This window comes from Pseudomonas typographi (assembly GCF_014694385.1).
GTDB classification, from domain to species: domain Bacteria; phylum Pseudomonadota; class Gammaproteobacteria; order Pseudomonadales; family Pseudomonadaceae; genus Aquipseudomonas; species Aquipseudomonas typographi.
Genome location: NZ_JAAOCA010000034.1, coordinates 46,651 through 61,541 on the forward strand (window position 1 = coordinate 46,651; position 14,891 = coordinate 61,541).

The following is a 14,891-nucleotide window of genomic DNA, read 5'->3' on the forward strand; positions in this document are numbered from 1 at the left end:
GCAGAGCGTGCCGTCAGCCAGAGGGTACCCCTTTACTGCCCAGGAGCCCCCGCCATGGCCGACCACGAACACGACCCCACCCGCCGCCGCTTGCTGCAAGGCGCCGCATTGGCCACGGCCGCCGGCCTGGCCACCCCGGCCATGGCCCAGGCCGGCAGCGACGGCGCCATGCCCGCGCCCCTGCAAAGCCCGCAAAAAGGCTTTCCCAAGCCGCCTTTCAACCCGCAGCCGCAGCCGTGGCCCGGTTTGGCCAGCAAAATGAACCCACGCCCCGACCATGGTGAAACCCATTACCGCGGCAGCAATAAGCTGCTGGGGCGCAAGGCATTGATCACCGGCGGTGATTCCGGGCTGGGCCGCGCGGTCGCCATCGCCTTTGCCCGCGAAGGGGCCGATGTGGCGATCAACTATTTGCCTGCCGAAGAAGACGATGCCCGCGAGGTGGTGGCGCTGATCCAGCAAGCGGGGCGCAAGGCGCTGGCCATTCCCGGCGACCTGCGCGAAGCTGCCTTTTGCCGTGACCTGGTGGCCCGGGCCGTGGCCGGGCTGGGCGGCTTGGATATCCTCGTCAATAATGCCGCCCGCCAGCAAAGCCATGAATCGATACTCGACATCACCGATGAGCAATTCGATTGGACACTTAAAACCAACCTCTATGCGTTGTTTTGGCTCACCAAGGCGGCGTTGCCGCACCTTCCCGAGGGCGCGGCCATCATCAACACCGCCTCGGTGAACGCTTACGACCCGGGGGAAAACATCGTTGATTACGCGCTGACCAAGGCCGGCATCGCCAACTTCAGCAAGGGCCTGGCCAAGCAAGTGGCCGACCGCGGCATCCGCGTGAATGCCGTGGCGCCTGGGCCGTTCTGGACGCCCTTGCAGGTCACCGGTGGGCAAACCATGGAAAAGCTCAAGGCTTTTGGCAGTGATACGCCGCTCAAGCGCCCAGGGCAGCCTGTGGAAATCGCGCCGTTGTACGTGCAGTTGGCCTCGGCCGAGGCCAGTTACGTGACCGGGCAAGTGTTCGGCGCCTCGGGCGGCAAGGGCCAGCCCTGAGGGCCCCGCCGGGCATGCAGCGCCCCAGCCCGGCCGCTCGAGTCACTGGGCCACTCAAGCGCCGCTGCGGTATGGCTCTAGGGCTTCGAGCAGCGGCCCCAGCCACGCTTCATAGGCGCGCCAGCGCTGCACGGAGCTGCTGTACAGCGGTTGGCGCACTTGGGTAAGGCTGGCGGTGCGCACGGGCCGTTGGGTGTGGTGAAAGGCCAGGCAGGCGTCGTCCCAAGGCAAGCCGCAGGCGGCCAGCAAGCGCCGGGCCTGGCCCTCCAGGTCGGCGACGATGTCTTCGTAGCGCACCTCGATGACCCTTCCGGGCAATAACCCTTGCCAATGCGCCATCAAGCGCGCATAGCGGCCATAGTGGCGGCCGAGTTCAGCCAGGTCGTAGGTCGCTTCCTGGTGGCGGTTGAACAACTGGGTGTAGCACGACACGCAGGTGTCTACCGGGTCGCGGCTCACATGCACGATGCGCGCGCGCGGAAACATCATCGCCAGGGGGCCGAGCATCAGGTAGTTGGCAGGCATTTTGTCGGTGATGCGCGCGGCACCGCCGCCGTGCTGGCGAAGGCGCGCCAGGTATTGCCCGGCCAGCCCACGCAATTGTTCTGGCTGTAGCCCCGCCAGGTTATCCGGGAACACCCGTTCGGGCACACCCGGCAGCGGTTGTTGCAGCAGGTGCAAGGCATAGGGCAGCTCTCCGGCGCCGCTGACCGCCGGGTGCGAAGCCAGTATTTGTTCGGTGAGGGTGGTGCCCGAGCGTGGCATGCCGAGGATGAACAGCGGTTGTTCGCTGGGGTCGCCAGCCCCTTCCAGGCGTGCCCGCCAACGCTCATCGAACACCGTGAGCATGCGCGCCAGCCGCTGCTGCTCGGCGCTTTCATCGTAGGCCACATGCTGGCGCTTGAGCGTGGCCCCGGCGCTGTAGTGGGCAAACGCCTGCGCTGGGTGGCCAAGGTCGGCTTCGACCTTGCCCAGCGCATAGTGCAGGGCAATACGCCGCCCGGGGCTAGCCTGCTCGCTCTGTGCCAGCGCCTGCGCCAACGCCGCAGCGTCGGCCGGGCTGCCCTTGCGCGCCTGGCTACGAAGGAACCAGGCGCCATGGTGGTTCGGGTCCGCGGCCAGGGCCTGATCGAGCAGCCCGCGGGCTTCATCGAACTGGCCCCGCTCCTGGTGCAAGCCGGCCAGCCCCGCCAGGGCGTCGGCGCCTTGGGGGTTGAGCGCCAGCGCTTGGCGGTAGGCCTGTTCGGCCTGGGTGTCGGCGCCGCGGTCTTGATAAAGCCCGGCCAGCGCGCACCAGCTGTCTGGCTCCCCAGGTTGCAACGCACAGGCGCGTTGCAACGGTGCCAACGCTTGTTCGGGGAGGTCTTGGGCCAACAGGCAACGGCCCAGCAAGCGCAAGGTGGGGGCATGCTCGGGCTGGCGCTGCAAGGCCTGTTCGAGCAGGGCGCGGGCTTGGTCGGGGCGCTCCTGGCGCAGCCGCACCAGGGCGAGGTTGCTCAGTGCCTCGGGGGCCTGCGGCCGCAGGGCGAGCACCGCCAGCAGTTGCTGTTCGGCTTCGGCCAGTTGCTCGGCCTCGGCCAACACGGCGCCTAAATTGGACTGCGCTTCCAGATACCCTGGCTGCAGTTGCAGCACTTGGCGGTAGCCGGCGATGGCGCGGGGCAGGTCGCCTTCGGCGCGGGCGATGCTGGCGAGGTTGTTCAGCGACTGCAACAGCTGAGGTTGCAGGGTCAATGCCCGTTCATGGGCGGCGCGGGCCTGTGCCCACTGGCGCAAGTCGAACCAGGCCAAGCCCAGGTTGCTGTGTGCCGCCGCGCGTTCAGGTGCCAACGCCACGGCGCGCTGGCCATGGTGTAGTGCCAGCAGTGCCTGGCCGCCCTGGCGCTGCATTTCGCCATAATTGCTGTGGTAAAGCGCCTCGCCCGGGGCCAGCGCCAGCACCTGCTGCATCGTGCCCAGCGCGGTGGTCCGGTCACCGCCGGCGAGCGCTGCCAGGGCCTGCTCATGCAGTGCCGCCGCTTGCTGGGCGGTATGCGCCAACGGCAGTTGCACGCATACGTAGTCGACCAGCCGCGCCAGGCTTTGCGCCAGCCCTTCGTGGCCGGTGTCCAGGCGTAACTCCGGCTGGCGTGGCGCTTCATAGGGGGCGTCGATGCCGGTAAACCCCGGCAGTTCGCCCGCCCGCGCGCGGCGGTACAGGCCCTTGGGGTCGCGTTGCTCACAGGTGGGTAAATCCGCAGCCACGTGCACTTCATGAAACCGCGGCGTGGCAGCGCGGGCCTGGGCGCGGTCAGCGGCGTAGGGCGAAATCAGCGAAACAATACACAAAAGGCCAGCGTCGGCCATCAGCGCCGCCACCTCGCCAGTGCGCCGCACATTTTCCATACGGTCTTCGGGGCTGAAACCCAGGCCGGCGTTCAGGCCCTGGCGTAAACGGTCACCGTCCAGCCGGTAGCAGGCGTAGCCCAACGGCGTGAGGCACTCGGCCAACGCATCGGCCAGGGTGGTTTTACCAGCACCGGACAAACCGGTGAGCCACAGCACCGCACCAGGGTGGCCATAACGGGCAACAGAAGCAGGCATGGAAGGGTCCGTCCGTTGGGGGTTGGCCCAAGCATAGCCAATGCACAGCCATGTAAAAATGGCTTGCCAAGCAGCCGCCCTGAGGGGTATCAAACTGTACATGACTAAACAGGTTCGGTTTGACAAGAAAACCCGCGTGGTGCGCGCCTTGGCCCAACGCATCGAACGCGGCGAGTTGGGCCCCGGCGTGCGACTGCCCGGTGAGCATGAGCTGGCAGCGCAGTTCGATGTCAGCCGTGGCACGCTGCGTGAGGCCCTGACCGAGCTGAAGCGGTGTCACTACATTGCAACCCAGATGGGTGTGGGCTCCATCGTGACTTACGACGGAGTGCCGCTGCCCCAGGGCGCAGGGTGGGCTCAGGCATTGGCCGCCGGCGCCACCCAAGTGCGCACCGAATTGCTCAGCCTGGCCCGGGCCGAGCGGCCAGAATTGGCCGTGCGGTACGGTACGGCGCAGTTCGTGTTGGTCGAGCGGCGCCGGCGGGCGGCAGACGGCACGCTCGTGTCGCTGGAGCGAGCCTTGGTCCCAGCCCGTGACGGCCTTGAACACTTGCCCGAGCAGGGCCTGGTGCAGGGTTCGCTGGCGGCGACCCTGGCCGCCCATGGTTTCCAGGGCGGCCAGGGCAACCAGTGGGTGGGTGCCGAGCCCCTGGGCGAGCAGGCCGCTGCCCAGTTGCAACGGCCCGCCGGCACGGTGTTTCTCAAGGCCGTGCGGGAAACCTTCGACAGCCGTGGGCGGTTCATGGAGCAGGTCGAGAGCCTGTTGGACCCGGCCCACTTTCAACTTCATTTGAGTTTTGGTGCGCCGCAATGATCAGCTCTGACCACACCCGCGCCCGTGCCCTGGGCGCATTCTACGGCCTGGCCTTGGGCGATGCCCTGGGCATGCCCACCCAGTCGCTGTCGCGCGAACAGGTGCATGCGCGCTATGGGCGAGTCACCGGCTTGCTGGCCGCCGATGCCGACCAGCCGATCGCGCCGAACCTGCCGGCAGGCTCCATCACCGACGACACCGAACAAGCGGTGCTGGTGGCCGAATTGCTGGTGGTGGGCGGCGGCCGTATCGAGCCGGCGGCCCTGGCTCAACGCTTGATCGACTGGGAAGCGGCCATGCGTGCCAAGGGCTCGCAAGACTTGCTCGGCCCTTCGACCAAACGCGCCATCGAGCTGATCCTGGCCGGTGCCAGCCCGGACCAGGCGGGGCGCTATGGCACCACCAATGGTGCGGCGATGCGCATTACGCCCGTCGGCATCGCCAGTGATATCGCCGACCCGCAGCGCTTCATGGCACAGGTGGAGCAAGCCTGCCAGGTGACCCATAATACCGGCCTTGGCATTGCCAGCGCGGCGGCGGTGGCGGCGGTGGTGTCGGCGGGCATCAACGGCGACGACCTCAAAGCCGCGCTGGAGCAGGGCGTCGAAGCGGCGCAATGGGGCCAGAGCCGTGGCCATTGGGTGGCCGGCGGCTCGATTGCGGCGCGCATCGGTTGGTCGCGGTTGCTCTGCGAGGGTTGTGACAACCAGCGCCTGCCCGGCCTGATCTACGAGGTGATCGGCACTTCGGTGGCTTCACAGGAGTCGGTGGTCGCCGCCTTTGCCTTGGCCCGCGCCGTCGCCGGCGGCCAACTGCAGCCTTACCCGGCGCTGTGCATGGCCGCAAGCCTCGGTGGCGACACCGACACTATCGCCGCCATGCTTGGCGCCATGCTCGGCGCTACCCATAGCCTGTCGGCCTGGCCGAACGAGCCGCTGGCGCGGGTCAAGGCAGTGAACCACCTGGACCTGGACCGGTTGACCGAGCAACTTCTTGCCCTGCGCAGCGCCTGAGCGGCCAGCCGGGCCCTGACAACCTGCGTGCCGGTTAGCCCCAGCACGTGATCGCCGGAGCTTTGCCATGAGTACGCCCAACCCCGCGGGGCAAACAGAAACCGGGGGGATAGCGCCGCCGCCGTTCGGGCGCATGCCTGCCCGGTTGCTTTATACCGGCCAGGTGGTGGTCGACTTGGTCATGCCGGTAGAGGCCTTACCTGCCCCCGGCCAAGAGGTGCTTGCGCACAGCGCGGGCTTCGAGGTGGGCGGTGGGTTCAACGTAATGGCCGCCGCGGCCCGCAACGGTTTACCCACCTGGTACCTGGGCCGCCACGGCACCGGCCGCTTCGGCGACTTGGCACGCCAGGCCATGCTGGCCGAAGGCATCCAGGTGTGCCTGCCACCCACTGCCGGGCAAGACACCGGCGTGTCGGTGGCGTTGGTCGATGCCAGCGCGGAACGCTCGTTCATCTCTTATGTGGGTGCCGAGGGCCAGCTCAGCACCGAGGACCTGGCCGGCGTGGTGCCCAGCGCTGGCGACTGGATCATGGTCAGTGGCTATAGCCTGCTGCACCCGGGCAAGGCCGAAGGCTTGCTTGGCTGGCTGGCGCTGCACGCCGGCCGCTGCGCCGTGGCATTCGACCCCGGGCCGCTGGCCAGCACCCCCGGTACGCCCCAGGTGGCCCAACTGCTGCCTGGGCTGCGGCTGTGGAGCAGCAACTATGAGGAGGCGCTGCGCTTCACCGCCACCGCCGAACTCGCCACGGCTTTGGCTGAGCTGGTGCGGCGCTTGCCCGCCAATGCCTGGGTGATCGTGCGCGATGGTCCGGCCGGTTGTTGGCTGGCCCGTGGACGCGAACGCTGGCAGGTACCGGGCTTTAGCGTGCAGGCAGTAGACAGCAATGGCGCCGGCGACGCCCATACCGGTGTGCTGCTTGCCGGCTTGGCGGCCGGCCTGGCCCCGTATGAGGCCGCCCGCCACGCCAACGCGGCCGCGGCCCTGGCGGTCACCCAGCGGGGGCCGGCGACGTGCCCAGGGCGGGAGGCGCTGGAGGCGTTTTTGCAAGGTTAAGCGGCCTGCAAGGGCTCATCCAAGTCGCCGCGCAGCGGCTCATCTTCTACGCACCTGTGGGCGGTCAAAACGCCCATTGCACCCCAACGTTGCCGCCCTGGTCTGTGAAGTCGCTGCGCTGCTGCAGCGAGTAATTCACCGTGAGCGTCGCTGTGCGTGACAGCGGCGCCGCCAGGCCCACGCCGCCGCGCAGCAGCCAGGGGCTGGCTTCGCTACCGCGAACGTTGAAGCGCTGGCCCGGTGCGCCGGCAAAGCTGGCGGTTACCGCCGGGTCTTGGTCGATCAGGTCGTAGCCCACGCCGAGTGTCAGGCGCAGGGTGGCGCCATTCGGACTGAAGGCGTGTTCCAAACGGCCGTCCAGGCCGGCGATCAATTGGTCGGTTTGGCGCGCCTGTACCTCGAGCAACAGCGGGGCGATGCTCGAAGCGCCGTTTTCGTGGTAGCCATCGTCGCGGATATGGCTGTAGTCCAGGCGCAGCGATGGGGTCAGGCGGGTGCTGGGGGTCAACGCGTAGGCATGCCCGACGCTGGCGCCGACGGTGGCGAACAGGCTGCCATAGCGGGCCTTGGCCGCGCCGCTGGCGCCCCCCAGGGCCAGGTCGCGCTGGTTGGCCACGCGGTTGTGGCCGGCGCCGGCATACACCAACAACTCGGTATTGGGTGCCAGCGTGTGGGCGCTGTAGCCGGTGAACTGCCACAGGTCGAGGCGGCTGTTCTGCGCCGGGCCGAAGGCGTCGCCCTGGCTGTCGCCGCGGGCATAGGCAAAGGCCATGCCCACCCGTTGGCTGGGCGAGGTGCGGGTATCGAAGCCCAGCACTTGGCCGCTGCTGGCGCTGCTGCCGCCCGGGACGCTGGCCAAGGTGTTGAACGGCTGGCTCCAGAAGCTTGGCGCCAGGCTGTGGCGCAGGTCGGTAGCCGGTAGGCCGGCGGGCACCAAGCGCGTTTGCAGGGCGTCGCTGATTTGCCCCAGCGCGGCTTGGCTGGCGCGCAGGCTGGCATCGCCGCTGGGCAGCACCTGGGCCAGGTCGTGGGCGACTTCGGCGGCCGAGGTGGCGGATACGAAGTACGCGCTCAACGGGCTGGCGCTGCCGCGGGCGAATTGCCCATCGAGCACCTGCGCCACGCCTTCTGCTTGGCTAAGCCCCGCGCTGGCCACGGCGGCGCGCAGGCTGTCGCCAGCCTTGGCGGTGAGGGTCAGGTCCACGGCGTTGGCGTTTTTCTGCGCATCGAAGTCGAACAGCGCCGAGTTGCTGGTGACCGCGAACGTACCGTCGGATACCAGCGTACCGGCGCTGAGCACGCCGGCCAGCCGGTCAGTGGTAAAGGGCTGGGCCGGTGCACTCACGTCCACGTCGATCTTGGCCTGGCTGGGCAAGGTGGCGGTGCCGGTGACCGCCAGCTTGCCGAAGTGGTCCGCGTCCTGCACGTGGGTGCGCAGCGTGCCGGCCGCCGTTTGCCGGTAGTCGCCGGCGATGGTCGCCTGTGCCGCGTTACCCTCGATATTGGTGGCCGCCACGCCCAACACGCCGCGGTTGATGAACTGGTCCACCGTGAACAGGTTGCCATCTTGCAGGGTGTAGGTGGCGTTGCTGTTCACCGACACAGTGGTGCGCGGCGCGTATACGTCACCGGCAAAAATCGCCGTGTCGTTGCCAGCGATATTGAGGGCGTCCAATTGCGCGTCGTCGCCCACCCGCAAGGCGTAATCAGTGCCTTGGATCAGCCCACTGTTGACCAACCCGCCGGTGACGACGGTATTACCGGTGAGGTCCACGCCGATCACCTCTGCGGAGGCGCCCTGCCCGCCGCTTGCGCCATTGATACGCCCGCTGTTGTTTAGCCGGCCATCGATGACGGTGTTGTTCAAGCGCAGCCCGCCAGCCGAACCTTCGATGGTCCCGGTGTTTTTCAAGTCTGCGCCGATATGCGCGTTGTTCAGGCTCAAACCCTGGCCGCCACCGTCTGGGTTGAACGTGCCGGTGATGATCCCGCGGTTGATGAAATCGCCCAGGATTGTTTGGGTACCCATGGCAAGGCCGTTGTTGTCGCGGATCAGGTTGTCGTTGACGAAGTTGCCGTTGATTTGCCCGAAGCTGATCACCAGGCCCGTGCCACTGCCCCTGGTGCCGCCGTCGATTTCCCCGCGGTTGATGAAGTCGCCGTCGAGCTGCGTGTACGTCAGGCGCGCAACGTTTTGCGTGAACTCGGTGCCTTGGATCAGGCCGCGGTTGATGACGTCGCCGCCGATGGTGCTGTGGTCGCTGAGCAGCGCCGCGACCGTGTCGCCCGTGATGGTGCCGGTGTTGATCACGCTGCCATCGACCTGGCTTTCGCTCAGGGACAGCGCGGGCCTGCCAGTGAGGGTGCCGCTGTTGCGGATGTCACCGGTCACGTGGCTACCGGCCAGCGCCACCCCCAAGGCCGTGGTGCCGCCGCCTTCGATGCGCCCGGCGTTGACGATGCTGCCATGCAGAATGCTGTCGTCCAGGCGCAGGGCGGCGGCGGTCTTGTCATAGCCGGTGTATTGGACCAGGCCAGCGCTGTTGTTGCGGATGTTGCCGGTGACCTCGGTGCCGTTGAGCCACACCACCCCGGGGCCGTCGCTGGCCAATGTGCCGCTGTTTCGCAGCGTGGTGCTGGCGTTAACCGGGTGGTCGATCAGTACCGCAGCCTCATCGGTGGCATTGATCGCGCCACTGGCGCTGACCCGTAGGTTTTGCCCGGCCGGTACGGTGCAACCGCCGCTGCGGTTGGCGTTGATCACCGGTGGGCAGTCGTCGGCCCTGGCTTCGCTCAATGGCAGGCCGGTGAAGGCTAAGGTCATGGCCACCGCGAGAGGGGTGGGGGCGAACATTTTGTTAGATGTATTCATCGAAGGCTACCTTGCCGCTGTCCATAGTAGCGTTGGGTATAGAAAGCCAAGCGGTGAATTGTCAAAAACTCGATACAATTAGGCGCCGAACGCGTATGTAAGCGAGACTAGCCAATAAAATGGCGCTTGAATTATGGCTTGCTGTGCCTATATCCCGCCTATAGTGCTCAAGTGGGGGATTTCACAAGCGGGCTGTGCCTCTGTTAGGCGGCGCCCCTGGTGTTGACCTGCGTTGGCGCGCCTTGCCCAGTACTAAAAGTACAGGCCATTGCTTGCGCGCATCTCTGCAACCCCACACGGGCGCGGGCTTTATTCACATGGGGCGAGGTTGGGTACCGTTGATGGAAGACTGGGGCGCAAAAGGGCGAGCGCTACTCGCATTGCCGCGCGACAACCCGCGGCTGATGCGGGCGCAGTATGGCGCCCTGTCGCGCCAACTGCCCTTGATGTATTTCATCCTGTTGGTCAACACGTGGGCGTTGGTGGCGACACATTTGGCCCTGGCGCCGGCTTCGCTGACGCTGGTGGTGCCCACGGTGTTGACGGCGGTGGGGGCATCGCGCAGCGTGTTCTGGTGGCGCCAACGCGGCAAGCTACTCGACGACACCAGCATCTACAAGGTGTTGCTGCGTACCTGCCTGCTGGCTTTCCCGGTGGCCGCCGGCTTTACCTGCTGGGCGTTGTTGCTTTACCCCTATGGTGATGAATACGCCAAGGTCCATGTGGCGTTCTACATGGCGATCACGGTGATCGCTTGCATCTTTTCAATGATGCACCTGCGCCGTGCGGCGCTGATCAGCGCGGTGGTGGTCAATAGTGCGTTCATCGTGTTTTTCATCAGCACCGGCATCCCGGTATTCGTGGCCTGTGCGGTCAACATCTTTCTGGTATCGGTGGCGATGTTGCTGATCTTGCAGGATCACTACCGCAACTTTACCCGGTTGATTGCCGAGCGAGCACGCAGCGAATTGCTCAGCGACGAGAACCTGCGCCTGGCACACCAGGACAGCCTCACCGGGCTGCCTAACCGCCGGCAATTCTTCAGTGCGCTGGACCAAGCGCTGGCACGAGCGCGGGGTGATGGTACACGCCTGGCGGTAGGCATTCTCGACCTGGATGGCTTCAAACCGGTCAACGACCTCTACGGCCACGGTATCGGCGACCGCTTGCTGATGTTGGTGGGGCAGCGCTTGGCGCCGCTGCTCGACGAGCATGCGCAACTGGCCCGGTTGGGCGGCGATGAATTCGCCCTGATCATCGAGCGCGTTGCCAGTGACCGCCAATTGCACGAAGTGGGCCAGGCGTTCTGCCAGGTGCTCGGCGCACCCTTTAGCCTGACCGACATGCCCGTGCAGATCGGCGCTTCACTGGGCATGGCGACATTCCCGGACCGGGCGAGCGATGCCGAGCAGATCTTCGAGTTCGCCGATTACGCGCTGTATCAAAGCAAACGCAGCCAGCGGGGCAGCGTGACCGTATTCTCCGAACGCCACCATGCCCAACTGCAACGGGAAAACCTGACCGAGCAGGCGCTGCGCCGTGCCGACCTGAACCAGGAGCTGGCCGTGGTGTTCCAGCCCATCATCGACATCGCCAGCGGCCGCACCGTGGCGTTCGAGGCCCTGGGGCGCTGGCACAGCCCGGTGCTCGGGCAGGTGCCGCCAGGGCAGTTCATTCCGGTGGCCGAGCGCACCGGCATGATCAACCAACTGACCATTCCGCTATTGCGCAAGGCCCTGGCCACCGCCCAGCAATGGCCCACCCATGTGCGGGTGTCGTTCAACCTGTCGGCGCGCGATTGCGGCTCGCTGCAGGCCGCCCAGGCCATCGCCGACTGCATTGTCGCCAGCGGCTTCGACCCGGCCCGTCTCGACCTGGAGATCACCGAAACCGCGGTGATGCAAGACATGCAGCAAGCGCAACTGGCCATCGGCGTGTTTCGCGCCCTGGGCTGTGGGGTGTCCCTCGATGACTTCGGCACCGGCTATTCGAGCCTGTCGCAACTGCACGCCTTGGCGCTGACCAAGCTCAAGGTCGACCGCAGCTTCGTCAGCGGCATCCAACACAACCCGGCAAGCTTCAAGATCGTCAAATCATTACTGGCCTTGACCCACGACATGCAGTTGGACTGCATCGTCGAAGGGGTCGAAACCGAGCCTGAGCTGCAAGCATTGGCCAGCCTGGGCGCGCGCTTGGTGCAGGGCTATTACTTCGCCAAGCCGATGCCGGCCGAGGCTTCGCTGGCCTGGCTGGCCAACCCGGGCGGCCCCGTGCCTACCACATGGGTGCAGGTGCGCTGAGCACCGCGCGCACCGCAGCGATGGCCCGCTCTACGTCGGCCCGCTCGCTATAGCGGCCCAGGCTCAGCCGAACCGAGCGCCGCGCCTGTTCATCGGGCAGGCCCAGCGCCTGCAGCACATGGGAAGCCCCGGCCGAGCTGCACGCCGAGGTGGCCGACACCGCCACCTCGCTGGCCAGCGCCTGGCTGCTGAAGCCGGGGGCGGCCACGTGAACATTGATGGTGTTTGCGATGCGCTGGTCGGGGCAACCATTGAGGCTCACCCCAGGCAACCCGAGCAAGCCGTCGCGCAGGTACGCGGCAAGTTCGGCAATGCGCGCCTGTTCGGCTTCACGCAGTTGCTCGGCCAGCTCGAACGCCGTGCCCATGCCGACCAATTGGTGGGTGGGCAGGGTGCCTGAGCGCAAGCCGCCTTCATGGCCGCCGCCGTGCATCTGTGCGGCCAACTGTGGCCGCGCCCGCGGGCCAACGTACAGCGCGCCGACGCCCTTGGGCCCATAGACCTTGTGCGCCGACACCGAGAGCAGGTCAATGGGCAGTTGCGACAGGTCGATGGCCAGCTTGCCCGCGGCTTGTACGGCATCCACGTGCAGCAACGCACCGTGCGCCCGCACCGCCTCGCCGATGGCCGCTACATCGGTGAGCGTGCCCAGTTCGTTGTTCACCCACATCAGCGACACCAGCAGGGTGTCGCTGCGCAGCGCGGCTTTAACCGCCTCGGGCTGGATGAGCCCGGCGGCGTCCGGTTGCAACCAGGTGACCGCAAAGCCGTGGCGCTCCAGGTGCTGCAAGGTGTCGATCACTGCTTTGTGTTCCAGCACACTGCTGACCAAGTGCCGGCGGCTGGCATCGCCCTGGGCGATGCCCTTGATGGCCAGGTTGTTCGACTCGGTAGCCCCAGACGTCCACACCATATCACCGGCCACTGCGCCCAATGCCTGGGCCACCTGCTGGCGCGCCGCCTCGACCCGCGCCCGGGCGGCGCTGCCGAAACCGTGGCTGGAGGCGGGGTTGGCGAAACAGCCCTGGCGGCCCATGCAGCCGAGCATGGCGTGCAGCACACGGTCGTCGATGGGGGTGGTGGCGGCGTAATCAAGGTAGGCAGGTGGGGTGGGCATGGGGAAGTGTCCTGGAGCAGTGGGCCATGGTGACCAGCTTAGGGCCCCCGGTAGGCAGGTTTTTTGTTTTTAGTCCGGGGTTTACGCTGTTTAGTGGAATAAACTTCGGTTTAAACTCACCTTCGCCGAAAATTATTTGGATTGGCCCATGGATAAATTCGACCGTGCCTTGCTCAACCACCTGCAGCGCGATTGCAGCCAACCGGTGGCCGAGCTGGCCGAGCGCATCGGCCTGGGCACCACCGCCTGCTGGCGGCGCATTCAAAAGCTCGAAGAGGCAGGGTTGATCCGCCAGCGCGTGGCCTTGCTCGACGCCGAACGGCTGGGTTTGCCGGTGACGGTGTTTGCGGCGATCCGCACCCAGCAGCATAACGCCCAATGGCTGCGGCAGTTCCACGAGCACATTGTTGCGCTGCCACAGGTGATGGAGTGCTACCGCATGGCCGGTGATACCGACTACCTGCTGCGCATCGTGGTGGCCGACATCGCCGGCTACGATGCGGTGTACAAGCGGCTGATCGAAGTGCCGGGCATTACCGACATCAGCTCAAGCTTCGCCATGGAGCGGATCAAGGCGACGACGGCGCTGCCGGTAGGGTATTCGTAAGCGCCCAGCAGGGCCGTTGCGGCGGTTGGCTGCGTTTCAGGCCGTCGCCCTGTCGGCCAGTGCATGGGCCAAGGCACCGAGGGTTTTAATGCCTTGCACGTAGGCGCCGCCCAGCGCTTGCCCACACGAAATTCGCACGCAATGGCGGTAGCGCGCACCTTGTGAATACACCTGCCCCGGCATGATCACGATGCCCTCGGCCAATGCCGCCTGGTACAGCGCCAGGCTGTCTATGCCCGCGGGTAGTTCCAGCCAAAGCAAAAAACCGCCTTCCGGTTGGGTGGCGCGGGTGCCGGGCGGAAAGTGGCTGGCGATCAGCCCACGTACACTGGCCACCTGTTGCTCGTAAAGCCGGCGCACGCTGCGCAGGTGATGGTCGTAATGGCCGTTGCGCAGAAATTCACTCACCGCCGTGCACAGCAGTGCAGACTCGCCGCCGGTAGAGGCAAACTTCAAGTGGCGCAATTGCTCGGCGTAGCGGCCGCCGTCTACCCAGCCGAGGCGAAAATCCGGCGCGATGGCCTTGGAAAACCCCGAGCACACCAGCACCCAGCCCTCTGCGTCGAACGCGCGTACCGTGGGCGCGGTAGGCTCGGTGTACTGCAGCTCGGCATATACGATGTCTTCGATCACCGGTAGCCGGTGCCGTTGCGCCAGTGCGGCGAGGCGGCGCTTGTGCGCCACCGGCATGGTGCAGCCCAGCGGGTTGTGAACAGTGGGCATGCACACCAACGCCGCCAGCCGGCCGCCTTCGCACAACGTTTGCACGGCGTCTAGGTCCAGGCCCTGACGTGGGTGGGTGGGGATTTCCAGCGCGTCCAGGCCGAGGCTTGCCAGCAACCCATAGAGATTGAAATAGGCCGGTGCTTCGATGCCCACGGTGTCGCCGGGGCGGGTGGTGGCGCGCAGGGCCAATTGCAGCGCTTCCATGGCGCCGTGGGTGATCACCACGTTATCGGCGCGCAGGGCCATGCCCAAGTGCCGCGCGCGGCGTGCGACCTGCTCGCGCAGGGGCAACGGCCCCGGCGGCAAGGCATACTGGCCGAGCAGCTCCGGCTGCTGGCGCAACAACGCGGCCGTTACCTTGGCCAGGCGTTCTTGGGGGTAGAAGCGCGGCCCGCGTGGTATCGCCAAGGCCAAATTGAGGTGCCCCTCGCGGCCTTGGGCCTGAAGCACGCTGGCCATCAGTTGCTGCTGCGCATTGCCCTGTACCTGGCTGGGCTGGCGGCGCAGTGATGCGCTGGGTTCGGCCAGCACGCTGCGCACGTAAAACCCGGACTGCGGCCGCGCCACGATCAAGCCTTGGTCTTCGAGCAAACGATAGGCCGTGGTCACGGTATTCAGGCTCAGCCCGCGCTGGTTGGCGCAGTCGCGCAGTGATGGCAAGGCACTGCCGGCGGGCAGGCGCCCGGCGTGGATGGCGTCGGCCAGTTCCCGGGCCAGCGCTGCGTAGCGTGTGCGGGGTGGGTCAAGGG

10 protein-coding genes are annotated in these 14,891 nt (G+C 66.6%); 6 read left to right on the plus strand and 4 right to left on the minus strand.

The features are described from left to right. The first annotated feature begins 54 nt into the window (after positions 1–54). Positions 55–1,056 (plus strand): SDR family oxidoreductase, encoded by a 1,002-nt coding sequence (locus HAQ05_RS22255; RefSeq protein ID WP_190424662.1) that lies wholly within the window; start codon positions 55–57, stop codon positions 1,054–1,056. 54 nt (positions 1,057–1,110) lie between these two features. On the opposite strand, the gene cysC is transcribed toward HAQ05_RS22255, so the two are convergent. After that, the gene (cysC, locus tag HAQ05_RS22260; RefSeq protein ID WP_190424664.1) at positions 1,111–3,639 is read right to left on the minus strand and encodes an adenylyl-sulfate kinase; all 2,529 of its coding nucleotides are present in this window, start codon (positions 3,637–3,639) and stop codon (positions 1,111–1,113) included. 100 nt (positions 3,640–3,739) lie between these two features. Between cysC and HAQ05_RS22265 the strand changes: the two genes are divergently transcribed. The 3 genes from HAQ05_RS22265 (at position 3,740) to HAQ05_RS22275 (ending at position 6,520) form a co-directional block, all read left to right on the plus strand. Beyond that, positions 3,740–4,453: a GntR family transcriptional regulator gene (locus HAQ05_RS22265; protein WP_190424666.1), complete on the plus strand. Its 714-nt coding sequence runs from the start codon at positions 3,740–3,742 to the stop codon at positions 4,451–4,453. Beyond that, entirely contained in the window at positions 4,450–5,466 is a 1,017-nt protein-coding gene (locus tag HAQ05_RS22270; RefSeq protein WP_190424668.1) for an ADP-ribosylglycohydrolase family protein, read from the plus strand. Before HAQ05_RS22265 ends, HAQ05_RS22270 begins: the two co-directional genes overlap by 4 nt. A gap of 133 nt (positions 5,467–5,599) precedes the next feature. Beyond that, positions 5,600–6,520, plus strand: coding sequence for a PfkB family carbohydrate kinase (locus tag HAQ05_RS22275; RefSeq protein ID WP_190424682.1), 921 nt, complete (start codon positions 5,600–5,602; stop codon positions 6,518–6,520). 64 nt (positions 6,521–6,584) lie between these two features. Here the strand turns inward: HAQ05_RS22275 and HAQ05_RS22280 are convergent, their stop codons facing one another. Continuing rightward, a complete protein-coding gene (locus HAQ05_RS22280; protein ID WP_190424670.1) occupies positions 6,585–9,392 on the minus strand; it encodes an autotransporter family protein in 2,808 nt (935 codons plus the stop codon). A 317-nt stretch (positions 9,393–9,709) separates the two neighbouring features. Here HAQ05_RS22280 and HAQ05_RS22285 point away from each other — a divergent pair, with 317 nt between their 5' ends. After that, positions 9,710–11,692: a putative bifunctional diguanylate cyclase/phosphodiesterase gene (locus HAQ05_RS22285; RefSeq protein WP_238936567.1), complete on the plus strand. Its 1,983-nt coding sequence runs from the start codon at positions 9,710–9,712 to the stop codon at positions 11,690–11,692. Here the strand turns inward: HAQ05_RS22285 and HAQ05_RS22290 are convergent. Further along, positions 11,667–12,809 carry a cysteine desulfurase family protein gene (locus HAQ05_RS22290; protein WP_190424672.1) on the minus strand — a complete coding sequence of 381 codons (1,143 nt, stop codon included), beginning with the start codon at positions 12,807–12,809 and terminating at the stop codon, positions 11,667–11,669. The genes HAQ05_RS22285 and HAQ05_RS22290 overlap by 26 nt on opposite strands. A gap of 148 nt (positions 12,810–12,957) precedes the next feature. On the opposite strand from HAQ05_RS22290, the gene HAQ05_RS22295 reads away from it, so the two are divergent. After that, a complete protein-coding gene (locus tag HAQ05_RS22295) occupies positions 12,958–13,416 on the plus strand; it encodes an Lrp/AsnC family transcriptional regulator (RefSeq protein ID WP_190424674.1) in 459 nt (152 codons plus the stop codon). 36 nt (positions 13,417–13,452) lie between these two features. Here HAQ05_RS22295 and HAQ05_RS22300 read toward each other — a convergent pair. Beyond that, positions 13,453–14,891: aminotransferase-like domain-containing protein (locus HAQ05_RS22300; protein ID WP_202988107.1), on the minus strand; the 1,439-nt coding region annotated here is incomplete at its 5' end.